Raw genomic sequence first — 21,870 nt, 5'->3', positions numbered from 1 at the left:
GGAGGGCGGGGACCGTCACGGTCCCCGCAGCCGCGAGAAGGGGGTCAGGCCGCCTCGGACGGGTGCATCGCGAAGCCGACCTGATCGAGCTTGGCCGTCAGGATCTCGCGGTCGAAAGGCTTCATGATGTACTCGTCGGCGCCCGCGCGCAGCGCCCGGGCGATGGCGCCGACATCGTTCTCGGTGGTGCAGAACAGCACTTTCGGCTGGTCGCCGCGGGAGGATTGCCGCAGTTGGCGCAGCACCTCGTAGCCGTCCATGTTCGGCATGTTCCAGTCGAGCAGGATCACCGAGGGCATCGCTTCGGCGCACAGCGCCAGAGCCGTCTCGCCGTCCTCCGCGTCGCGGACGCTGAAGTCGAGCGTCTCCAGGATGCGGCGGGCGACCTTCCGGATCACCGCCGAGTCGTCCACGATCAGGGCGGTCCGGGTGGCGGCGGTTTTCATGGGAGCGGCCTCCACCTCAGGCCACCTTGGCGTCGCGGGCGTCGCCGAAGGCGAGCAGCGCGTCGACGTCGAGGATCACGAGCAGGCGACCGTCCAGGCGATGGACGCCGAGCGAGATATCGCGCCAGCGGGCATCGAGGTTGATCGGAACCGGCTCCTGGGTGTCGGCGCCGAGCTTCAACACCTCGCCGACGCCGTCGACGATGAGCGCGAAGGTCTCCCCCGCCTGTTCGAGGCCGATCGCCATCTCCGCCGCGCCCGCCCCGCGGGCCGGGATGCCGAGCCGGCGGCGCAGGCACAGGGCGGTGACGACCCGGCCGCGCAGGTTGAGCAGGCCGACGATCTCCTTGGGTGCGAGCGGCACCGGGGTGATACCGGCGGGCACGAACACGTCGTGCACCCGGTCGATGGTGAGCCCGAACATGGTCTCGCCGACGAAGACGGTGACGTAGTCGGTGGTGTCGGTGGCGACGGTGTTGGCGTTGGCGGCCTGCATGGCGGCGGCTCCTCTTCCGGTCCGTTCGTGTCTCAGGCGGCGGCGCGGGCGTCGCCGGACGGGCCGGCTTCACCGATCTCGGACAGGGCGGCGAGCAGGCCGCTGCGGTCGAACTTGGCGACGAGGTCGCTGATCGCGAGGCGCCGTGCCTGCTCGATCGCGTCGGCCCCGACCGTGCCGGTCAGTGCAATCACCGGCATCTCGGCGAGCCGACCGCCGGCCCCGCGCATGGCGGCCACGAGGTCGAAGCCGCTGCGGCCGGGCATGTCGAGGTCGCTGACCACGAGGTCGATGCCCGGATTGCCCCTGAGAGCTGCCAACGCCTCGTCGGCACTGGCGGCGACCGTGACGCCGTAGCCCGCCGCCTTGAGCACGGGGGTGAGCATGTCGCGGAAGAAGGCCGAGTCGTCCACGAGCAGCAGCGAGGGCGCCTTGACCGTGGTCTTGCGCGGCCCGCGCGCCCAGTCGTCGTAGGCGAGCGGCAGGAAGTGGGCGATGTTGATGATGTCGGTGGCCCGGCCCCGCAGCACCGCCGAGCCGATGAGGTCGGAGCGGTCGGCGGAGATCTCGATGTCGAGGCGCTCCTCGACGATGTCGACGATCTCGTCCACCACGAGGCCCATGGCCCGGTCGCCGTCGGAGAACACCACCAGCGCCTGGTTGCCCTCGGAGCGCAGCGCGATGCCGGGATCGGCCGGGACCAGCGGCATCAGGCGGCCGCGGTACTGGATGAGCGGGCGCCCGCCCAGATGCTCGATCTTCGAGGCGTCGATCTCCTCCAGGCGGGTGACGAGGGAGAGCGGCACCGCCTTGAAGCCGCCCGCACCGCCCTTGAAGACGAGGAGCGTCGCCTTGGCGTCGCCCGCCTCGCTCTCCTCGGCCTCCGTCTCCGTCGCCGCGCCGGACTGTGCGCTCTGACCGACCAGCTTGGCCACGCCGTTGGGATCGACGATCAGCACCACGGCGCCGTCGCCGAGGATCGTGTTGCCGGCAAAGAGCGGGATGTGCCGCAGCTTCGACGACATCGGCTTCACGACGATCTCCTCCGTGTGGAAGACCTCGTCCACGAGGACGCCGAAGCGCTGGCGCCCGACCTGGGCCACCACGACGAAGCCGGATTCGACGACCTCGCCCTCCTCGACGGTGGCTTGGCCGCGCATCAGCCCATCCAGGGTGACGATCGGCAGGAGCCGCTCGCGCAGGCGCAGCACCGGCGCGCCGTGGATGCGCTCGATGGTGTTGGTGCTCTTGTTGTCGTTCTTGGGATCGACCCGCACCAGTTCGAGCACGGCGATCTGCGGCACGGCGTAGCGCTGCTCGTTCGCCTTGACGATCAGCGCCGAGACGATGGCCAGGGTGAGCGGGATCTTGATGGTGAAGGTGGTGCCGCGGCCGAGTTCGGTCGCGATGTCGACCACGCCGCCGATGGTCTCGATGTTGGTCTTGACCACGTCCATGCCGACGCCGCGGCCGGAGACCGAGGTGATCGCCTTGGCGGTGGAGAAGCCGGCGTGGAAGATGAACTTCGCGACCTGCGCATCGGTCATCCGCTCGATGTCGGCGGCGGGCGCGAAGTTGCGCTCGATCGCCTTCTTGCGGATCGCGGCGAGGTCGAGGCCCTTGCCGTCGTCGGCGATCTCGATCGTGATCGTGCCGCCCTCGTGATAGGCCGAGAGGCGGATCGAGCCGCGGGCGGGCTTGCCGGCCTTGATGCGCTCGTTGGTGGACTCGATGCCGTGATCGGCCGAGTTGCGCACCATGTGGGTGAGCGGGTCCTTGATGACGTCGAGCACCTGCCGGTCGAGTTCGGTCTCGGCGCCCGACATCACGAGGTCGATGCCCTTGCCGAGTTCGGCCGAGAGGTCGCGCACGACCCGGGGCAGCTTCTGCCACGCATTGCCGATCGGCTGCATGCGCGTCTTCATCACGCCTTCCTGCAGCTCGGCCGTGACGTGGCTGAGGCGCTGCAGCGGGACCTTGTAGCCGGAATCCTCGTGGCGGCGGGCGATCTCGAGGAGCTGGTTGCGGGTCAGCACCAGCTCGGAGACCATCGTCATCAGGTGCTCGATGGTGTCGACGTTCACGCGGATCGTCTGCACCTTGGCGACCCCGCCCTCGCCGCCCTCGGCGGGCGCCGAGGCCGACGGCGCGGACCGCTCGGCGGCCGATTCCGGCTCCCGGGCGGGGGCGGCGGGCTCGTCCGCGATCGCAGACGCCATCTCGACCTTCGGCGCGGCGGCCGGCGCGGCCACCGGCGCAGGCGGCTCGCTGGCGAAATCGTCGGGGCCGGGCGCTTCCATGAAGGCGCGCTCCAGATCCTCGAGCGAGACCTCGCCGGGCTTCAACTCGCGCTCGACGATGGCCGGCAGCGCCTGCAGCACCGGCGCGGGCGGCGGCGGAGCGGCGGCGGGCGCCTCCTCGGAGGACATCTGCTCCAGGGCGTCGATCAGGTCGGAATCGCCCCCCGCGGGCTCGGAGCCGGTGGCCTCCAGATCGGCGAGGATCGCCTTGAGACGGTCGAGGGTGGCGAGGATCAGCGTCACCGAGGAGCCGCTGACGGGATAACCGTCGCGAAAGCGCCCCATCAGCGTTTCGGCGGCGTGGGCCAAAGCTTCCAGGCGCGGAAGACCGAGGAAGCCGCAGGTGCCCTTGATAGTGTGCACCAGCCGGAAGATGTTGCGCAGGATCTGCTGGTTGTTCGGATCCTGCTCGAACCGAACAAGCTCCGCGTCGACCGTGTCCAGGTGCTCGGCGCTCTCGACCAGGAACTCGCGAAGCAGATCGTCCATGGGGGATACTCGTCTACGCGCACGAACGGACGTGCGACGAGCACTCTCGCCTTGGAAAGTTAGTGAAGCGTTGCGGCGGCGCTAAAATTCACAATTGTTCGTCGCTTCAGACGACCGAAAGACGCCGCCGGCCACCCCTTATAAGGAATCCACTCCGTGGGACGGCGCCGTCCCACGGGGAAGGCCGCCTCAGGCGAGCTGCGTGTCCGGCGGCGCGCTGTCGGAGGGGCGTTCGTCCTCGACGCTCGGGGCGGGCGCGCCGGGCAGCCCCGTCCCGGCCTCGGTCGGCGTGGCGGTCACCGTCACCTCGTCGCCCTCGATGGCGAAACGCACGTCCATCGCCGCGGCGCGGGCCACGAGGCCGGCATAGAAGGGCAGGATGCCGTGGGCATCGACGGTGCCGCCCTCGGGTGTGCCGGCGATCAGGGCTTCCACATGGGCCGGGATGCGGGCATGGCTGCCCTTGGCGCGCAGGACGAAGCGGGGCGCGTCGCCGCCGCCGGTCACGGCCACGTCGATCACGCCGCCGCGGGGGATCGCGCTCGACGCGATCACCACGAGGTTGAGCAGGAGCTTCACCTTGTTCTTCGGGAACAGGGCCTGCGGGGCGCTCCAGGTGATCTGCGTCTTCTCGTCGGCGAACATGGCCCGCGCGACCTTCTCCGCATCGGCCAGATCGATCGAGGCGCCGGCCGAGCCCGCCGCGCCGAAGGCGATGCGCGCGAACTGGATCCGGGCCGAGGCGGTGCGGGCGCTCTTGCGGATCAGGTCGAGGGCGAACTCGCGCATGGAGGGGTCATCGTCGTCCTCCAGCACTTCGAGGCCGTTCACGATGGCGCCGATCGGGCTGATCACGTCGTGGCACACGCGCGAGCACAGCAGCGCCGAGAGATCGAGGGCGTCGAGGGTGAGGCTGGTGGGACCGCTCATGGCACGCTCCGTTCCCGGATATTGAAAGGTGTCGCGCGGCCTCGTCCGTTGCGGGCAGCCCGCTCCTCGGACGCCGCAGGCACCGGTTGAGCCAAGCGAATAGTCACGGACGCACGCTTTGGAAAGCCGCGTCCGTCGTGCGGCCTCCGCGCCGCCTCGACCAATCGGGCCGCGTGGGGCAGCGTCGCGGATACGGAGGCCACGCCGATTTGTGCGCCCGCCGGTCGACAAGCCGGTCTTTGCCGTGAGATGACAATCGCATGTCTGCGCCAGCGACCGCGTCTGACCCCGTCCCGGCCTGCGAGCCGGTGTCCCTGACGGTACCCGTCCCGGAGCCGATGCGCGACGCCATCGCCGAGCGGCTCGCCGGCATCGCCTGCGAGGCCGGGCGGATCCTCAAGGGCTATCACGGCAGCGACTGCCCGCACGTGATCAAGCCCGACGGCTCGCCGGCCAGCCTCGCCGACACCCGCTCGGAGGCCCTGATCGTCGCGGCTCTGGCGCGGGCCTATCCCGACATCCCGGTGATCGCGGAGGAGACCTCCTGCGCCGCGCAACCCGCGCCGCTGTTCTTCCTGGTCGATCCCCTCGACGGCACCCGCGACTTCCTGGCGGGCCACGAGCAGTACTGCGTCAACATCTGCCTCGTGCAGGGCGACCGGCCGGTGGCCGCGGCCCTGGCGGCGCCGGGTCTCGGGCGGGTCTGGGCGGCGGGCACGAGCGCCCGCGAGGCGCCGATCCGCGAGGGCCGGCCCGGGGCCTTCCGTCCGGTGAGGGTGCGCGCGGCGCCCGCTTCGGGCCCGGTCGCCCTGATCAGCCGCCGCCACGGCGACAGCGAGACCGATGCCTGCCTGGAACGTCTGGCGGTCGGCGAGCGGCGGGTCGCCTCCTCGGCGGTGAAGTTCTGCCTGATCGCGTCGGGCGAGGCGGACCTCTACGTGCGCTGCGCCCCCACCATGGAGTGGGACACGGCCGCCGGCGACCACGTGCTGACCATGGCCGGCGGGCGCGTGATCGGCCCCGGCGGGGCGCTGGTCACCTACGGGCATCGCGACCGCTTCTACCGCAACGGTCCCTTCGCCGCGCTCGGCTCGGCGGCCTATTGCGACGCGCTGGCCCTGCCGCCGCGCAGTGCCGTCTCGTATTTCGACCTCCGCCGGGCGGGCGGCGCCTGAGCCTTCGGCCGGCGGAGGCTTAATCGCCTGTTAACCCAATCTTGACTTGATCGGTCCCGAGATTGCGCACTCCCTGCGGCGATGTCGTGCCCGCCGGGCGGGAGCGCCCGCGCGCGGGGAGAGGGAGACCGACATGCCGCACGATCCCATCCGTCGGGGCACCACCCGCCGCACCGCCCTGCTCGGCCTGTCGGCCGGGCTGTCCGGCGGTTTCCTGGCCGGTGCCGTCCCCGCTCTGGCCTATCAGGACGACAGCGTCCGCCCTGACTCGTTCCGCCCCCGGGAGATCGTCGAGAACGGGCACCGCTTCTTCGGCAGCGTGTCGCGCGGCCTCGCGCTGACCGTCGAGGAGGCGACCCGGCGCTGGGGCGAGCCCAACGGCTACATCCTCGGTCAGGAGGCCTCGGGCGCCATCGTCGGCGGCCTGCGCTACGGCGAGGGCACGCTCTATACCCGCAATGCCGGGCAGCGCCGGATCTACTGGCAGGGGCCGACGCTGGGCTTCGATGTCGGCGGCGACGGGGCGCGCACCATGATGCTCGTCTACAATCTGCCCGCCGTGCGCGACCTCTACCGCCGCTTCGGCGGGGTGGACGGCTCGGCCTACTTCATCGGCGGCTTCGGCATGACCGCGGTGACCGATGGCGGGGTCATCGTGGTGCCGATCCGCTCGGGCGTGGGCGCCCGGCTCGGCATCAATGTCGGCTATCTGAAGTTCACCGGCCGTCCGACCTGGAACCCGTTCTGATTTTTCCTCCGGGCCGCCTTCACGCGCGGAGCCGCAAGAGTGGCTTCGCGGCGCGACCGAAGGCCGCTTGCCTCCCCGCGGGCAAGACGGGCAAAAGACGCAGCGGCCGGACTTGCCGGCCGAGGCGGCGTGAGGGCCCCCCGACGTGATCGAGACCGTGATGATCTTCGGGCTCGGCTTCCTTGTGGCGAGCCTGTGCGCCCTGACGATCCTGCCGACGGTGAACGCCCGCGCCGCCCGCCTCGCCCGGCGGCGGATCGAGGCGACCCTGCCGGTGAGCGTCTCCGAGGTGGTGGCCGAGCGTGACCATCTGCGGGCGGAATTCGCCGTGGCGCAGCGCCGGCTGGAGCGCAAGGCGGAGGCGGTCGCCGCCCACCGCCACGCCGACATGGCCGCGATCGGGGCCCGCACCATGGAGGCGGAAGCCGCGGTCGCCGCCCGCCTCCTGAGCGAGGCGGAGGTGGCCCGCGCCCTCGAACGCATCGCCGGCCTCGACCGCGATCTCGCCCGGGTCCGTGCCGAGGGCGAGACCGGGCTCGCCACCCTCCATGCCCTAGAGGAGGCCCACCGCACCATCCTCGACGACCTCAAGCGCGCCCGCCGCGCGCAAGGGGAGCCCGCCGCCCTCTCCGCCGAAGACGACGCGGACGAGACCGGGATGCTGCGCGCCGAGCTGGAGAGGCTGCGCACGGAACTCGCGGCGGCGCAGGCCGCCCTCGCCGCCCGCGGAGGCGACGACACCGCCGAGCTGCGCCGTCGCATCGCCGAGGTGGCCGATGCCCTGGCCCGGCGCGAGCGCCTGCCCCAGGTCGGCACCTTCCCAGCCTCCGCACCGGCCCCCGCGCTCGCCGAGGGCTGAGCCGCCGGGAGCCGAAACGCACCGCGCGGGCACCCGCCCGCGGCCATCTCCCTTGCGGCGTTTCCCGGGAGCCCGTAAGCACCGATCCACCTTGCGTTTGCCCCGGGGCCGCCTTGTTGCGGACATGCGGGGGCATCATCGCGCCGGATCTTCCCACAACCGCGATCGAGCGAACATCATGGCCCTGAAGCTGACGCCCTTCGTTCTCGCCCTGACGGGCGCGGCCGTCCTGCTGGCCGTCCCGGCACAGGCGCAGCAGTCGAAGCGCGGCAACGAGACGCTCAAGAAGTACTGCACCGGCGACTATCTCAGCTATTGCGGCAACCTCGATCCGGACGATCCGGCGACCGACCAGTGCTTCAAGACCAACTGGTCCAAGCTCTCCGAGAACTGCCGCCGGGCGATCGACGCCTACACGCCGCCCAAGGATTCCGCGCGCGGCAACAAGAAGAGCTGAGGAGTCCCCGCGGCCGCGGGCTCGCGCCGCGCGCGGCCAACGGTTAAGCTGGCGCCGCCGCCATGCCGGAAATGCCGATGTCCGCCCCCTCCTCCCGCCTTCCGATCCTGATCGCGCTCGGCCTCGCCCTGACCTGCTCGGCCTGCGGCCGGCGCGGCAGCCTGGAGCCGCCGGGCGCGGCCGTCTCCGAGACCGCCCCCGTCGTGCGCCCCGGGGCGCCGGCCTCGGCCCGGAGCCTGCCGGGCAGCACGGTCTCCGTCGGTGATCGCGGCGCGGCGCCCGAGGCGGACGCCGTCCTGGCGGGCGACGAGCTGAACCCCGCGGCGATCCCGCCCGGCGGCGACGCCGTTCCGGTCACCACCTCCCGCGGGAGCAAGCGCGGCTACCGGATCCCGAAGGAACCCTTCATCCTCGACGCGATCCTGTAGGATGCGCTCCGCCCGCCGGAGAGCACCTCACACCCCTTAGAGCCACTGGGCGCGACGGCCCGGTCCCGTGGGACCGGCGAGGCAAGCGGCGGCGGATTGTCCGGACATGCACCATTTCCACTATCGGGACGGGCGCCTCCACGCCGAGGACGTCGATCTGACCGCGCTCGCGGAGGCCGTCGGCACGCCGTTCTACTGCTACAGCACCGCGACTCTGGAGCGGCATTACCGCGTCTTCGCCGAGGCCTTCGCCGCCGACGACGCGCTGGTCTGCTTTGCCATGAAGGCGAACTCGAATCAGGCGGTGCTCGCCACGCTCGCCCGCCAGGGCGCGGGCATGGACATCGTTTCCGAGGGCGAACTGCGCCGGGCGCTCGCCGCGGGCGTGCCGGGGGAGCGCATCGTCTTCTCCGGCGTCGGCAAGACCCGCGAGGAGATGGCCGCCGCCCTCGACGCGGGCATCCTCTGCTTCAACGTCGAGAGCGAACCCGAACTCGCCGCCCTGTCCGAAGTCGCCGCCTCCCGCGGGCAGACGGCCCCGGTCTCGATCCGGGTGAACCCGGACGTGGACGCGCGTACGCACGCCAAGATCTCGACGGGCAAGTCCGAGAACAAGTTCGGCATCCCGATCTCCCGCGCCCGGGAGGTCTACGCCCTGGCCGCGCGGATGCCGGGCCTGTCGATCACCGGCGTCGACATGCATATCGGCAGCCAGATCACGGACCTGACCCCCTTCGACAACGCCGCCCGCCTGCTCTGCGAACTCGCCCGCGACCTCCTCGCCGACGGGCACCGGCTGCACCACGTCGATTTCGGCGGCGGGCTCGGCATTCCCTACCGCGACGACAACGCGCCCCCGCCCGACCCGGCGGCTTTGGCCGAGATTCTGCGCCGGCATTTCAAGCCGCTGGGCCTGCGTCCGGTCTTCGAGATCGGGCGGATGATCGCGGGCAATGCCGGCATCCTCGTCACCCGGGTGATCTACGTGAAGCCCACGGAGAGCAAGACCTTCGTCATCGTCGATGGGGCGATGAACGATCTGATCCGCCCGACGCTCTACGAGGCCTTCCACGCCCTGCGGCCCCTGCGCGAGCCGGCCCCCGACACGCCCCGGCTGACGGCGGACGTGGTCGGCCCGGTCTGCGAGAGCGGCGATTACTTCGCGCTCGGCCGCGAGATGCCGGCGGTGGCGCCGGGCGACCTGATCGCCGTGATGAGCGCGGGGGCCTACGGCGCGGTCCAGGCTGGCACCTACAACAGCCGCCGCCTCGTGCCCGAGGTGCTGGTGAGCGGCGACCGCTCGGCGGTGGTGCGCCCGCGCCCGAGCTACGACGACATGATCCGCCTCGACCGCCTGCCCGACTGGCTCGCCTGAGGGCGGCGGGCGAGGGAGCCGCCCGCCCCGCCGCCCGTTGCGTCGAGGCGCCGCCCATCCGTAGAAGACCGCCCATGAAGACCGCCGATTGCGACATCCTGATCCTGCCCGGCTATGCCGGCTCCGAGGAGGAGCACTGGCAGGCCCGCTGGGCGTCGCGGCTCAAGACCGCGCGGATCGTCGCGCAGGACGATTGGCACCAGCCCGACCCCGAGGCGTGGCGCACCCGGATCGCGGAAGCGGTGGCGGCGGCGAACCGGCCGGTCATCCTCATCGCCCACAGCCTCGGCGTCGTCGCGGCGGTGGAGGCGGCGCCGCGCTTTCCCGAAGGCGTGGTGCGCGGGGCCCTGCTCGTGGCCTTCCCCGATATCGAGGCCGGGGCGGACCTGCCCGAGAGCGTGCGCGCCTTCGCTCCCGTCCCGCGCGATCCCCTGCCGTTCCCCTCGCTCCTCGTGGCGAGCCGCACCGACCCGCATTGCACCTATGAGCGGGCGGAGGATTACGCCTATGCCTGGGGCTCGGCGCTGGTGGATGCGGGCGAGGCCGGCCACATCAACGTGGCGAGCGGACACGGGCCCTGGCCCGAGGGGCTGATGCGGCTGGCGGGCTTCCTCGCACCGCTCTGAGCCCGGCGCTTTGGCCCCCATCACCAAGCCGATGGTTCGTATCGACTTTCCCAAGTGACTGGCCCAAGTGACGGGCCCAAGCGGCGGGAAAGCGGTTCTCGTTCGCGAATTCCAAAAAATAATTCATCTCGGGAAGAATCGGGAACTTAAATTTCCTTAATCGCTTTCTCCGGGCACACCGGTCGGCAAATCCGGTCGGACAGAATCGGAGGAACGCTATCGTGACGTTCACGAAGACCATCGCCACCGCCACCGCTTTCGCCTTCATCGCCGGTTCCGCGCTCGCCGCGCCGTGCAACACCGGCAGCACCGCCAAGGCTCCCGAGGGATCGACGGCCGCGAACAGCAGCACCGGCAGCGGTGCCGAGGCGGGTTCGAAGAACCTCGCGGGCGGTCAGCAGCCGGCTTCCCCCGGCACCGTCGGCGCGATGAACAATGTCGGCGCCGGCCAGGGCGTCGGCAACAAGCCGGGCTCGGACCAGACCTCGTCCGCCAAGAACACCGCGGGCGGCGATCAGCCGGCCGCCCCGGGCACCGTCGGCGCGATGAACGCGGCCGGCCACGACCAGAAGCTCGGCGACAAGAAGGGCGGCGACGACTGCTGATCGCCGCGCCTCAAGGCTGTCCAAGCCTCAAGGCCGTTTCAAGTGAGAAGCTCCCGCACCAGCCGGTGCGGGAGCTTTCTTGTTCGGGGCGCTGCTGCGAACCCGATCAACCCGCTGCGCCAGGGCGAGGGCGCGTCACGCCTTGTCCTCGCTGCTGCGGAAAAGCTGGCCGGCGACATCGTTGACCGTCGGCGGGCTCACGCGGACGAAGGGCAGGGGACGGCAGACGGCAAGCGCCGCAAGGCCGAAGCGGGCCGTCATCAACCCGTTGAGCACGCCTTCACCCAGCTTAGCCGAGACGCGGGCGGCGAGCCCCAGGCCGAGCACCTGATGCAGCATGCCCTCGCCCACCGCCATGCCGCCGGTCACGGTCAGGTGGGCCAAAGCCGCCCTTGCGAGGCGCAGGAAGCCGAGCAGGCCGGGGCGGCCCCCGTAAATCGCCGCGATCCGGCGCAGGAGCCGGGCGGCGGAAAACACCACGAAGGCGACGTCGACGATGGCTCGCGGGCTCAAAGCCGTCACGGCCGAGACTTGGCTCGCGGCCTGGGCGATGGCCGCCTTGGCCTGCCGGTCGAGGGGACTCAGCAACTCGCCCTCGGCGAGCGCCAGACGGTCGTCCACGTCGAGGATCGCGTCGCCCACGGCGTCCAGCCGCCGGATGCCGGCGGCGAGCGCGGGCCGGCCCGTGTAGAAGCCGCGCAACTCCTGCACCACGCCCTGCGCCGCGGTGTGATCGCGGGTGGACAGCGCCGCGAGCGCGCGCTCGCGCAACGCCTCGATCTTGCGCTCGCGCCAGACGCCGAGCGCCTCGCGGGCGACGAGGGCCGTGAGGGCGACCGCCGCGATTCCGAGGAGGGCCAGCGCGACGAAGCCGAGCCAGGGGGCGGTGGCGAACAGGTCGGTGATCAGCCGCTCGATCGAGAGGCCGACCGCGATGGTGACGAGGCCGCCGAGCGCGCTGAACAGGATCGAGAGCCAGGGCGCCCGACGCTTGGGCGCCACCGGCACGGCGACGCCGTCGGCCGCGTCCACGATCTCGTAGGGCTCGTCGACGAAGCGTACTTCCGGCCGCGGCGGGGGCGGCGCCTCGGCGGTTGCGGCCTCCGGCGGCGGCTGGTCGGCGGACGGGATGCGGAAGGCGCGCGGGCGCTGCGGGTTGGTCACGTCAGCCGATCCCCGATCAGGAACTGCATGGCCCGGTCGAGCCGGATCTGCGGCAGATGGCCCGGCCGGCCGAGCGCGTCGGACCTGACCGGGGGCGGGCGAAAGCGCGGGAAGCGGAAGGAGCCCGGCGGAACCGCCCCGTCGAGCACCGCCTGCGGGTCGGCGGGCAATTCGCCGGGAAACACCGCGGCTTCCGAGAGCCCGTCGAAGGTCTCGTCGCCGACATGCTCGCCCGCCTCCGGCGTGCCGGAGACGGCGCGCAGCACCTCGCCGCCGTCATGCACCGTGGTTTCGCGTGTGGCGCGGACGGAGGCGAGCGCCACGGTGCCGACCCGGGCGCCCGCGGCCTCGGTCCGGCGCATCGCCCGCGAGACCAGCAGGCGCAGCAGCGCGTCGAGACGGTCGTGGCTCGACTGGTGCAGGTGGTCGGCCTTGGTCGCGGCGAACATGATCCGCTCGGCCCGGGGCGCGAAGAAGCGCGAGAGCAGGCTGTTGCGGCCGATGCGGAAGGCGAGCAGCACCGCGTCCAGCGCCTCTTCGAGCTCGGCGAGCGCCGCCGGCCCGGAATCGACCGCCGAGAGCACGTCCACCAGCACGATCTGCCGGTCGACTCGCTGGAAATGCTCGCGGAAGAACGGCTCCACCACCTTGCTCTTGTAGGCCTCGAAGCGCCGCTCCATCAGGGCGCCGAGGCTGCCGGGCGCCTGCACCTCTTCCAGCCGGTCGAGGGGGGCGAAGGTCAGCATCGGCGAGCCGGCCAGATCCCCGGGCATCAGGAAGCGCCCCGGCGGGGTGGTGGCGACCGATTCCGCACCCGCACGCAGGGCCGCGAGATAGGCCTTGAAGGCGTTGGCGGCGCGCTCGGCCACCACCTCGTCGAGGGGCGCGGCCGGATCGAGCTCCGCCATCACCGCGAGCCAGGGCGCGGCGATCTCGGCCCGGCCCGCCCGGCGGGTGCCGGCGATGGTGGCGCGCGACCACGCCACGTAGCTCTGATCGACCAGGGCGAGATCGAGCAGCCACTCGCCGGGATAATCCACCACGTCGAGCATCAGCGTCGCCGGCCCGCTGCGCCAGCCGCCCGCCCGCTCGTACTCGATGGCGAGGCGGAACTGGCTGATCCGGTCGGTCGAGCCCGGCCAGCGCCGGGCCTCCGTGAGCGCGGAAAAATTCTCCTCGAAGGGGAAGCGCGGCACGTCGTCGTCGGGCTGCGGCACGAGCCGGGCGCGGCGCAGGCGGCCGGCATGCGCTGGCTCGAAGGCGGGGAGCGCGTGGCCCTCCACGAGGTGGTGGATGAGGGCGGTCGTGAACACCGTCTTGCCGGAGCGGGCGAGGCCGGTGACGCCGAGGCGCAGCGTCGGCTGAATCAGGAGGTCGCTGGAGGCCTCCGCGAAGGCCTTGATCGCGGAGCCCGCTTGCGCGGCGTAGTCGAAGAGGGGCGGCAAGGCGGACTCTGGCGGCGGAAGCGGGCTTGGCCGCTGTCAGGTGGCGCGCACGGGGGCCGATCTCAAGCCCGATCTCGAGACTTGCCCGGTTCTCGATCGGCTCTCACGCCGCCCGCAGGGCCCGGATGGTGTCCAGCGTCTCCGAGCGGAGCAGGCGAAGCCGCCCGATCAGCGGCGAGAGGGCCGCGCCTTCCCGGCAGGCGGCTTCGATCTCCCGGCACAGGTCGGACAGGCCGACGAAGCCGAGCGCTCCGGCGGCGGCGACCACGGCATGGGCGTCGTAGGCGATCTGCTCTCGGTCGAGCGCCCCTTCCGCCGAACCGGCCTCCTCGGAATCGAAGCGCAGCTCGAGATCCGATTCGAGCAGCGAGAGCAGCGTCTGGACGTGCTCGCGGCCCATCATGTCCTCTACCGCGGTGAAGGTCGCCCGGTCGATCACCCGCGCCGCGGCGCGCGGCGCAACCGCAGACGCGGCCTCGAAGGCCCGCGCGTCGCCCAGTGTGCGCCAGCGCTCGATCGTGGCGCAGAGATGCGCGCGCTTGAACGGCTTGCCGACATGGTCGTCCATGCCGGCCTCCAGCAGGTCCTGCACCTGCCCGTCCAGCACGTTGGCGGTCATGGCCACGATCGGCAGGCGGGCGGCCGGGCCTTCGAGGGCGCGGATCCGGCGCGTGGCGGTGAGCCCGTCCATGCCCGGCATCTGCACGTCCATCAGCACCACGGCGTAGGGATCGGGGATCGGGCCGCCGCTCCCGTAGACCGCGGCGATGGCCGCCAGCGCCCCGGCCCCGTCCCCGGCCACGTCGACCCGGTAGCCCTGGGCCTCCAGGACGGCCCGGGCGAGGGTCTGGTTGATCGGCACGTCCTCGACGAGGAGGATGCGCGCACCGCCCGGTCCCGCGCCGGCCTCCCGCGCTGCCGGGACGGGGGCGGCCCCGGCGGCGGGAGCGGAGACGGCCCGGGGCAGGGCCAGGGTGAACCAGAAGGTCGAGCCGACGCCTTCCTCGCTCTCGACGCCGATCTCGCCCCCCATCATCGTGACGAGGTGACGGCAGATCGCGAGGCCGAGCCCGGAGCCGCCGAAGCGCCGGCTGATCGAGCCGTCGACCTGGCTGAAGCGCTTGAACAGCCGGTCCCGATGCGAGGGCGCGATGCCGATGCCGGTATCGGCGACCTCGAAGCGCAGGGCCTCCGCGGTCTCGCCCGAGGGGAGCGGGCGGCTGCCCTCGCAGCGGACGGTGAGGGTGACGGAGCCGGCGGGCGTGAACTTCACCGCGTTGTTGAGCAGGTTGAACAACACCTGTCGCAGCCGGGTGGCGTCCCCGACCACCGTCTCGGGCAGGTGCGGGTCGATCCGCGCCTCGATGGTCAGCGCGCTCTTGAGGGCGCTGCCGCGCATGATCGCCACGGTGTCGTCGATCAGCTTGCCCAGGGCGAAGGGAAGCGGATCGAGTTCGAACTGGCCCGCCTCGATCTTCGAGACGTCGAGGACGTCGTTGACCACGGTGAGCAGGGTCTCGCCCGAGACGCGGATCAGCTCCAGCCGGCGGCGTTCCTCCGGATCGCGGTGGGGGCGCTCCAGCAGGAGGTCGGCGTAGCCGAGGATGCCGTTGAGGGGCGTGCGGATCTCGTGGCTCATGGCGGCGAGGAACTCGCTCTTGGCCGCGCTCGCCCGCTCGGCCTCCGCCGTGGCGGCCTGCGCCTCCGCGGTCACGGCGCGCAGGGCCGCCTCGGCCGCCTTGCGCTCGGTGATGTCGAGATGCAGCCCGATCATCCGGTAGGGCCGGCCGTCGCGGCCGTAGAGGGTGCGGCCGCAGGCGTAGATCCAGCGCGCACCCACCCGGTACTCCGCCGTGAAGCGGGTCCGGGAGTCGATGGCTTGATGAATCCGGTTCCAGGTCTCGACGACATCGTCCGGGTGGACGGCCGCCGTCCATTCCGTCGGCGACAGGCCGACGGGCTCGCGCGTCTCGGGCAGGCCGTAGAGCCGGGCGCTTTCCGGCGAGAGCAGGGTGATGCCGGTGCGCAGGTTCCAGTCGAAGGTGCCGGCCTCCGCGCCTTCGAGGGCGATGCCGAGCAGGCGGCTCGTGTCCTCCATGGCGAGCCGGGCGGAGACGATCTCGTCGATGTCGAGCGCGGTCCCGATCCACTCCGTCACCTCGTTCGGATCGGCGGCGCTGCGGACCGGCGTGAGCGACAGCTTGTGCCAGCGGTAGGAGCCGTCCCGGGCGCGCAGGCGCCACTGACCGTCATAGCCCCGCCCGTTGGCGCGGGCCGCTTGCCAGGCCGCCTCCATGGCCGGCGCGTCGTCGGGATGGTTGCGGCCGAGCCGCTGGGCCCGCGACGGGCCGATCGGGCCGTAATACTCCTCGAAGCGCGCATTGGCGTAGGTCGCCTCGCCGCTGCCCGGATCGAGGGTCCAGACGAGAAGCGGCAGGGAATCCGCGAGGCTGCGGTAGCGCTGCTCGCCGCGGCGGATCTCCGCCTGGATCCGCAGCCGGTCGGTGACATCCATGAGGATGCCGAACAGGCCGATCGTGCGGCCGGCCCTGTCCTTGTTGCAGGTGCCGCGCACCATGATGTCGCGCACCGAGCCGTCGGGACGCACGACCCTCGCCTCGAACTCGAAATCGCCGCCGCCGGCGATCGCCGCGGCGCTGATCGCCTCGATCCGCTCGCGATCCCCGGGATGGCAGAGCTGCGTGAAGGTGGGATGGGGCGCGGCCGGGTCGAGGCCTGCGATGCGCAGGAAGCTCTCGGAATAGATCGGACGGCCGTCCGAGAAGTTCATGCGCCAGTGGCCGACCTGGGCGATCTGCTCGGCCATGGTGAGGAGCGAGTTGTCCGCCGCCCGGCGCTCGATCTCGGCGCCCTGCGCGCGGATCGTGCTCTCGTGGATCTGCCGCAGCGCCCGCTCGGTGGCGAAGGCGAGGTTGTCGCGGTGGAGGCGCAGTTGCGCGACGGCGACCTCGGCGAGGTCGCGCAGGGCCGCCGCGTCGGCCGCCGAGAACGCGCGCGGGCGCGGATCGACGAGGCAGAGGGAGCCGAGCCGCAGGCCTGGCCGCAGGATCAGGGGAGCGCCCGCGTAGAAGGCGACGTGCGGCGGTCCCGTCACGATCGGGAGGGTCGAGAAGCGCGGGTCCCGGCGGGCGTCGGGCACGACGAGCACCGCGTCCTGGGTGATGGTGAGATGGCAGAAGGAGCCGTCCCGCGGCGTCTGCGCGGGCATGCCGCCGGAACAGGCCTTCAGCCATTGCCGCTCGGCATCGACCAGGGAGACGTAGGCCGTCGCCACCCCGAACAGGCGCTGCGCCGTGCGGCACAGGGCATCGAAATGCGCCTCCGGATCGGTGTCCAGGATGCGCAGGTCGTGCAGGGCTTCGAGGCGTTCGGCCTCGCTCACCGATCCGGTGCTCACGGTGCTCACCGCTCCAGGCGGGTTGCCGGTCATGTTCGCGACCGCGTGCTCGGCCGGACCCGCGGCCCAGTCGAGGCTTCCAGGCACGTCCGCCCGACCGCCACGCCGCATCATAGCCTGCCCCGCTCCGGCCGTCCCGGTCCGCCGTGCGACGGCCGTGCCAGCCGGGCCTCGGCGGAGCCGGGCCAGCGCAGGCGCGCGGCCTCCAGCGCCCAGACCATGCCCAGCATCATGTAGACGTGGCGCCACTTCTCCACGTCGATCTGCATCGCCTGCAGGAAGAACATCAGCAGCGCCGGGAAGACGATCTGCGCGTGAGCCCGGTAGGGCGAGGGCCGCGCCATCAGCCGGAAGCCGACGAAGCCCGTCGCCGCGACCAGGGCGATGAAGGTGGCGCCGGCCAGCCAGCCGCCGTTGGCGAAGCTGCCGATATAGGAATTGTGCGGCTCCAGCCGGAAGATCAGGCGCCATTGCAGCGGCCCCATGCCGAGCGGCTGCTCCAGCAGCAGGCCCATGCCGCGGATCTGGTTGCCGAAGCGCCCGGTCTCGCCCTCGTCGTAGTCCTGCGTGACGGCGGCGCGGGTCTGGAAGGTCTCGGCGACGCTGTCGATGGAGAGCAGGCCCGCGAGCGCCGCGAGGCCGAGCCCGGCGGTGACGAGGCCGATGGTCACGATCCGCCGCCGCAGGCGGCCCGAACCGCTCGTCGTGTAGAGCGCCCCGACCATCACGGCGACCGCCACGACGGTCCCGCCCCAGGAGCCGCGGGAGAAGGACAGGAAGATGCCCGCCATGATGACGACGAGGCTCGTCAGGGCCAGGAACGGCCTCCGGCTGGAGCCGGAGAGGAGGCCGTGCATGAGGTAGAGCGCGCCGAGGGTGAGGAAGGAGCCGAACACGTTCGGGTCCTGGAACGTGCCCGAGGCGCGGCCGTAGCGGTAGAACAGGTCCTCGATGCCCAGGAGCTGCAGGTAGCCGACGATGCCGAGGAAGGCGGAGAGCACGCAGCTCGCCGTGTAGGCCTTGAGCGCCACCTCGAGACGTGCGTGCGTGTCGTCGGCGTAGAGCATGGCGAAGAAGATGCCGGTCACGACGAGGTAGATGAGCTGCACCGTCCAGGTCACCGGCAGCGGCTCGTCGAGATAGGGCACCAGCGCGACGACGATCGCGCCGAGATAGATCAGCAGCAGGAAGACCAGCGGCATCGCCCCCCGGTGCAGCCGGATGCCCAGCGCGAGCCAGAGCAGGATCGTCGGGATCGCGACGATGTCGTAGGGCGAGGTGTCCGAGAAGGCGAAGCAGGCGAAGAAGATGAAGGCCGCGTGCAGCGCGCCGGCCAGCCCGTGGACGACGCGGATGACGGGGACGCCGCTCCAGGCGCCCTCGCGCCAGCGCGACGGCGCCGCGGCGGCCGGCACGCCCGGGAAGGCGGCTGTCGTTGAGGGCATCGGCACACTCGAACTCTCGCGGGGAGTCGCACACGCCACCCGCCGGAACCGCTGGAGGCGGCGCCACCGGGATCGCGATCCCTCGACCGCGCCATCGAAGCACCGAAAGGTTGCCTTTTAACCAACGAGCGGCTCGACCCGCGATCGGACTTTCGTCTCGGCGCGCCGCGGGCGGCGGCCGTCGCCGGAGGCCTTTCGCCCCCCGTGCCTCGACCGGCGCAAGCGATCGGACGCAGTGAAGGCTTCCCGCGTGATGTAAAGACTTGGTCACGGCTTCGTGAATACAGTCCGAGTCCGCATCGGAAAGCGCTCTTCAAGAGCAGTCTCGCGCCTGCATTCCGGGGTGGCGCCGGCTCTTCATGGAGCTTTCGGAGCGCCGTCCGAATCGTTCCACGATGCTGCGTGCGCAACGACACGGCGCTGCGGGCGACGGCGCACCATATCAAGTCTATCGAAGACGAAAGGGCAGCCGGATCGCCGGGATGTCCGAACAATTGGATCGGAGAAGACTTTGAAGAACCGTATTTCCGCCGCCGTCGCCGCTCTTGTTCTGGGTGTCGCCCCGGTTTCCTCCGTCATGGCCTTCAGCAATGCCCATGTCCATCCGGCGCCGTACGCCGCCGAGTGGACCGGTTCGCTCGCCGGTCCGGGCGCCCCGATCTATCGCGGCTGCCCGATGAATTCGGCCGCGGAAGGCAACGCCAACCAGCAGAACTTCCCGGTTCAGCAGTACGGCCAGACCTCCGGCGGCAGCCGCTGTTAAGGCGCCCGATGCGGGAGCGTGAGGAGCGCTGATGCTGAAGGTGATTTCCTACGCGATGATCGGCGTGTTCGCGCTCGGTCTCGCCGCTGCCGCCATCGGCTCGGCCGGGGTGTTGCTGGATTTCTGAGAGCGGGATCGGGACTTCGGTCCCGGCCGCCATCCGGTCCGCGGATCAAGAGGTAAGGGCCGCCCGTTCGGGCGGCCCTTTTTGCTGTCGCCGGATGGTCTCGCCTCACGCCTTGCAGGCGAAAAAGCCTTCGCGGATGGCGTCCGGGTCGAGGTTGCGTCCGATGAAGACCACGCGGGAGACGCGCGGCTCGTCGGCGCCCCATTCGCCCTGAACGTCGCCGTCGAGGATCATGTGCACGCCCTGGAAGACGAAGCGCTTCGGCTCGTCGGGAAAGGCGACGATACCCTTGCAGCGCAGGATGTCCGGCCCCTGAACCTGCGTCAGGTTGGAGATCCAGGGCATGAACTTTTCCGGGTCGACCGGACCGTCGAGCTTGGCCGAGACGGACTGCATCTGCTCGTCGTGATGATGGTGGTGGCCCTCCTCCAGGAAGTCGGGCTCCACGTCGAGGATGCGCGAGAGGTCGAAGGCGTTGCGGTCGAGCACCTGATCGAGCGGGATCGCGCAGCGCTCGGTGCGGTGGACCTTGGCCCAGGGATTGATCGCCCGGATCTGAGCCTCGACCCGGTCGAGATCTTCGCCCGAGACGAGGTCGGCCTTGTTGAGCAGGATCACGTCGGCGAAGGCGATCTGGTTCTTGGCCTCGGGCGCGTCGGCGAGCCGGTCGGTGAGCCACTTGGCGTCGGCCACCGTCACCACCGCGTCGAGCCGGGCGGCGTCGCCGACATCCTGATCCACGAAGAAGGTCTGGGCGACGGGGGCCGGATCGGCGAGCCCCGTGGTCTCGACGATGATCGCATCGAACTTGCCGCGGCGCTTCACCAGCCCGTCCATGATGCGGATCAGGTCGCCGCGCACGGTGCAGCAGACGCAGCCGTTGTTCATCTCGAACACTTCCTCGTCGGCGCCGACCACGAGGTCGTTGTCGATGCCGATCTCGCCGAACTCGTTGACGATCACGGCGTAGCGCTTGCCGTGCTGCTCGGTGAGGATGCGGTTGAGCAGCGTCGTCTTGCCCGCCCCGAGATAGCCGGTGAGCACGGTCACCGGGATCTTCTGGGAGGCGACGGCGAGGGGAGAGGCGTCGGACATGAAAGGCCTAGGCAGATTGCGCGATGACGGAATGTCAGGCTGTCATATTGTATCATCCGGGTCGGATGGAAGGTCGTCGGCTTGCGCTCGAAGCGCTTCGACGGCGATGCGCAGGCGCGGCAGCTCGTCGACGACGACGTTCCAGAGAATGCGCTCGGACAGACCGTGATACTCGTGCCGCAGGATGTTCCCGATGGCGCGCACCCGATGCCAGGGTATCTCGGGCCGCAGCGACTTGACAGCATCCGGCACGGCGCGGCTCGCCCCCGAGATGATCTCGATCCCCCGCTCGACGCCGTGCTTGAGGAGCCAGTTCCGGCAAAAGGCATCGAAGTCCTGTCCCGCCGTGGCCTGGGCGATCCCGTCGAGGGCGGCCAGCATGTCGTCCAGAGCGTGCCGATAGTCGCGCCGGGCCATCAGAACACGCGGAGCGCCGAGGCCTCGATTCCATCGCGCAATCGCGGGTGGAGGCCGTCGCGGGTGGTGATATCGATCGCGGTCCCGAGGCGGTCTTCGAGCAGCAGCTTGATGCCGACGAGGTCGAAGGCGTTGAAGCGCGTGCCGGGATCGTAATCGATGAAGAGGTCGAGATCGCTGTCGGTGCGTGCCTCGCCCCGTGCCGTCGAGCCGAACAAGTAGAGCGAGGTCGCCCCCATGGTGCGCACGGCGTCGGCGCTGTCCCTAAGGCGGCGGATGGCATCCGCTCTGTTCAAGGCCGCGACTCCTCGTTCCGCAGGGTATCAGGTTCGGCCGTTGGGCGCAGCCCCTCGCTCAGCGCCCTCAGCGTCCGCTCGAAGCCTTCCGATCCCGCCAGGAACCGCTCCAGCAGCAGGGCCCCTTCCAGGGCCGCGACGATCAGACGGGCATGGGCCTGCGGATCGAGACCGGCGCGGACGCTGCCGCTGATCTGTCCCTCTTCGAGCACGCCGGCGAGCCAGGCGATGTGCTTGTCGAAGAAGGCGGTGATGGCGCGGCGCAAGGCCTCGGGCAGCGTCTCCAGCTCGACGGCGAGCGCCGCGCAGAGGCAGCCGAGTCCCCGCTCGACGCCGCCGAGATAGAGCCGGCCATAAGCCTCGATCCGGGCCACCCCGTCGGCGGTCTGGCCCGAGATGTCGTCGAGCGCCGCGTCGTAGCGGGCGTCGTAGGCCTCGATCAGGGCGCGGGCGAGGTCATCCTTGGTGCGGAAATGGTGGTGGATGCTCGCCTTGCGGATGCCCACGGCTTCGGCGAGGTCGGCGTAGCTGAAGCCGGAATAGCCCCGGCCGCGCACCAGGATCTCTGCCTCGCTGAGAAGTGACGCGCGCGTGTCTCTCATCGTCTGCCCGTTCGTCCGGGGCCGATCACGTGACCGCGACCGATCCATGGTTTGCGCGACCCTGGCACTTGACGGGCCAAAAATCTACCTACTAGATGGTTTGCAATATAACGGCAAAAGCCGGGAGGAAACGGGAGATGGCGGCACGGATGTGCCTCGGATCG

General features: G+C 71.0%; 21 protein-coding genes. 9 read left to right on the top strand and 12 right to left on the bottom strand.

Annotated elements, in window-relative coordinates:
* Positions 1-44: 44 nt before the first annotated feature.
* The 4 genes from ACPCJR_RS11265 to chpT all read right to left on the bottom strand — a co-directional run bounded on the left by ACPCJR_RS11265 (position 45) and on the right by chpT (position 4,661).
* Positions 45-446, bottom strand: a complete 402-nt coding sequence (locus ACPCJR_RS11265) for a response regulator (protein WP_391512220.1) — start codon at positions 444-446, stop codon at positions 45-47.
* 16 nt (positions 447-462) lie between these two features.
* Positions 463-942 carry a chemotaxis protein CheW gene (locus ACPCJR_RS11260; RefSeq protein ID WP_391512221.1) on the bottom strand — a complete coding sequence of 160 codons (480 nt, stop codon included), beginning with the start codon at positions 940-942 and terminating at the stop codon, positions 463-465.
* Between the two features lie 32 nt (positions 943-974).
* Entirely contained in the window at positions 975-3,731 is a 2,757-nt protein-coding gene (locus ACPCJR_RS11255) for a chemotaxis protein CheW (protein WP_391512222.1), read from the bottom strand.
* 189 nt (positions 3,732-3,920) lie between these two features.
* Positions 3,921-4,661 carry a histidine phosphotransferase ChpT gene (chpT, locus tag ACPCJR_RS11250; RefSeq protein ID WP_331287792.1) on the bottom strand — a complete coding sequence of 247 codons (741 nt, stop codon included), beginning with the start codon at positions 4,659-4,661 and terminating at the stop codon, positions 3,921-3,923.
* Positions 4,662-4,999: 338 nt separating this feature from the next.
* On the opposite strand from chpT, the gene ACPCJR_RS11245 reads away from it, so the two are divergent.
* From ACPCJR_RS11245 to ACPCJR_RS11210, 8 genes are all read left to right on the top strand, one after another.
* Positions 5,000-5,836: a 3'(2'),5'-bisphosphate nucleotidase CysQ family protein gene (locus ACPCJR_RS11245; RefSeq protein ID WP_391512223.1), complete on the top strand. Its 837-nt coding sequence runs from the start codon at positions 5,000-5,002 to the stop codon at positions 5,834-5,836.
* Positions 5,837-5,969: 133 nt separating this feature from the next.
* A complete protein-coding gene (locus ACPCJR_RS11240) occupies positions 5,970-6,584 on the top strand; it encodes a DUF1134 domain-containing protein (protein WP_110350310.1) in 615 nt (204 codons plus the stop codon).
* A 160-nt stretch (positions 6,585-6,744) separates the two neighbouring features.
* Entirely contained in the window at positions 6,745-7,443 is a 699-nt protein-coding gene (locus tag ACPCJR_RS11235; protein WP_391512375.1) for a hypothetical protein, read from the top strand.
* 178 nt (positions 7,444-7,621) lie between these two features.
* Entirely contained in the window at positions 7,622-7,900 is a 279-nt protein-coding gene (locus tag ACPCJR_RS11230) for a 3',5'-cyclic-nucleotide phosphodiesterase (protein WP_391512224.1), read from the top strand.
* Between the two features lie 77 nt (positions 7,901-7,977).
* Positions 7,978-8,328, top strand: coding sequence for a hypothetical protein (locus tag ACPCJR_RS11225; protein WP_110350308.1), 351 nt, complete (start codon positions 7,978-7,980; stop codon positions 8,326-8,328).
* A gap of 106 nt (positions 8,329-8,434) precedes the next feature.
* Positions 8,435-9,703, top strand: coding sequence for a diaminopimelate decarboxylase (lysA, locus tag ACPCJR_RS11220; RefSeq protein WP_391512225.1), 1,269 nt, complete (start codon positions 8,435-8,437; stop codon positions 9,701-9,703).
* A gap of 74 nt (positions 9,704-9,777) precedes the next feature.
* The gene (locus ACPCJR_RS11215) at positions 9,778-10,329 is read left to right on the top strand and encodes an RBBP9/YdeN family alpha/beta hydrolase (protein WP_391512226.1); all 552 of its coding nucleotides are present in this window, start codon (positions 9,778-9,780) and stop codon (positions 10,327-10,329) included.
* A 221-nt stretch (positions 10,330-10,550) separates the two neighbouring features.
* On the top strand, positions 10,551-10,934 hold the full coding sequence (locus tag ACPCJR_RS11210; RefSeq protein WP_391512227.1) for an exopolysaccharide production protein YjbE: 384 nt from the start codon (positions 10,551-10,553) through the stop codon (positions 10,932-10,934).
* A 135-nt stretch (positions 10,935-11,069) separates the two neighbouring features.
* Here ACPCJR_RS11210 and ACPCJR_RS11205 read toward each other — a convergent pair whose 3' ends face one another.
* The 4 genes from ACPCJR_RS11205 to ACPCJR_RS11190 form a co-directional block, all read right to left on the bottom strand.
* Positions 11,070-12,098: a YcjF family protein gene (locus tag ACPCJR_RS11205; protein WP_391512228.1), complete on the bottom strand. Its 1,029-nt coding sequence runs from the start codon at positions 12,096-12,098 to the stop codon at positions 11,070-11,072.
* Positions 12,095-13,543 carry a YcjX family protein gene (locus tag ACPCJR_RS11200; protein ID WP_391512229.1) on the bottom strand — a complete coding sequence of 483 codons (1,449 nt, stop codon included), beginning with the start codon at positions 13,541-13,543 and terminating at the stop codon, positions 12,095-12,097. The genes ACPCJR_RS11205 and ACPCJR_RS11200 overlap by 4 nt, the downstream gene beginning before the upstream one ends.
* Before the next feature lie 103 nt (positions 13,544-13,646).
* The gene (locus tag ACPCJR_RS11195) at positions 13,647-16,961 is read right to left on the bottom strand and encodes a PAS domain-containing protein (protein ID WP_391512230.1); all 3,315 of its coding nucleotides are present in this window, start codon (positions 16,959-16,961) and stop codon (positions 13,647-13,649) included.
* A gap of 110 nt (positions 16,962-17,071) precedes the next feature.
* The gene (locus ACPCJR_RS11190; protein ID WP_391512231.1) at positions 17,072-18,406 is read right to left on the bottom strand and encodes an O-antigen ligase family protein; all 1,335 of its coding nucleotides are present in this window, start codon (positions 18,404-18,406) and stop codon (positions 17,072-17,074) included.
* A 511-nt stretch (positions 18,407-18,917) separates the two neighbouring features.
* On the opposite strand from ACPCJR_RS11190, the gene ACPCJR_RS11185 reads away from it, so the two are divergent.
* Positions 18,918-19,169 (top strand): hypothetical protein, encoded by a 252-nt coding sequence (locus ACPCJR_RS11185; RefSeq protein ID WP_391512232.1) that lies wholly within the window; start codon positions 18,918-18,920, stop codon positions 19,167-19,169.
* A 232-nt stretch (positions 19,170-19,401) separates the two neighbouring features.
* On the opposite strand, the gene ACPCJR_RS11180 is transcribed toward ACPCJR_RS11185, so the two are convergent.
* From ACPCJR_RS11180 to ACPCJR_RS11165, 4 genes are read right to left on the bottom strand one after another with little or no spacing between them, the layout of a single operon-like run.
* Positions 19,402-20,391 (bottom strand): CobW family GTP-binding protein, encoded by a 990-nt coding sequence (locus tag ACPCJR_RS11180; RefSeq protein WP_391512233.1) that lies wholly within the window; start codon positions 20,389-20,391, stop codon positions 19,402-19,404.
* Between the two features lie 42 nt (positions 20,392-20,433).
* Positions 20,434-20,808, bottom strand: coding sequence for a DUF86 domain-containing protein (locus ACPCJR_RS11175; protein ID WP_391512234.1), 375 nt, complete (start codon positions 20,806-20,808; stop codon positions 20,434-20,436).
* Positions 20,808-21,104 (bottom strand): nucleotidyltransferase family protein, encoded by a 297-nt coding sequence (locus tag ACPCJR_RS11170; protein WP_391512235.1) that lies wholly within the window; start codon positions 21,102-21,104, stop codon positions 20,808-20,810. The genes ACPCJR_RS11175 and ACPCJR_RS11170 overlap by 1 nt, the downstream gene beginning before the upstream one ends.
* Positions 21,101-21,706 carry a TetR/AcrR family transcriptional regulator gene (locus ACPCJR_RS11165; RefSeq protein WP_391512236.1) on the bottom strand — a complete coding sequence of 202 codons (606 nt, stop codon included), beginning with the start codon at positions 21,704-21,706 and terminating at the stop codon, positions 21,101-21,103. Before ACPCJR_RS11165 ends, ACPCJR_RS11170 begins: the two co-directional genes overlap by 4 nt.
* Between the last annotated feature and the right edge of the window lie 164 nt (positions 21,707-21,870).

Source organism: Methylobacterium sp. NPDC097929, assembly GCF_049543375.1.
Taxonomy (GTDB): Bacteria; Pseudomonadota; Alphaproteobacteria; order Rhizobiales; family Beijerinckiaceae; genus Methylobacterium.
The sequence above is the reverse complement of the archived record's forward strand: the minus strand, read 5'-3'. Positions and strand labels throughout refer to the sequence as shown.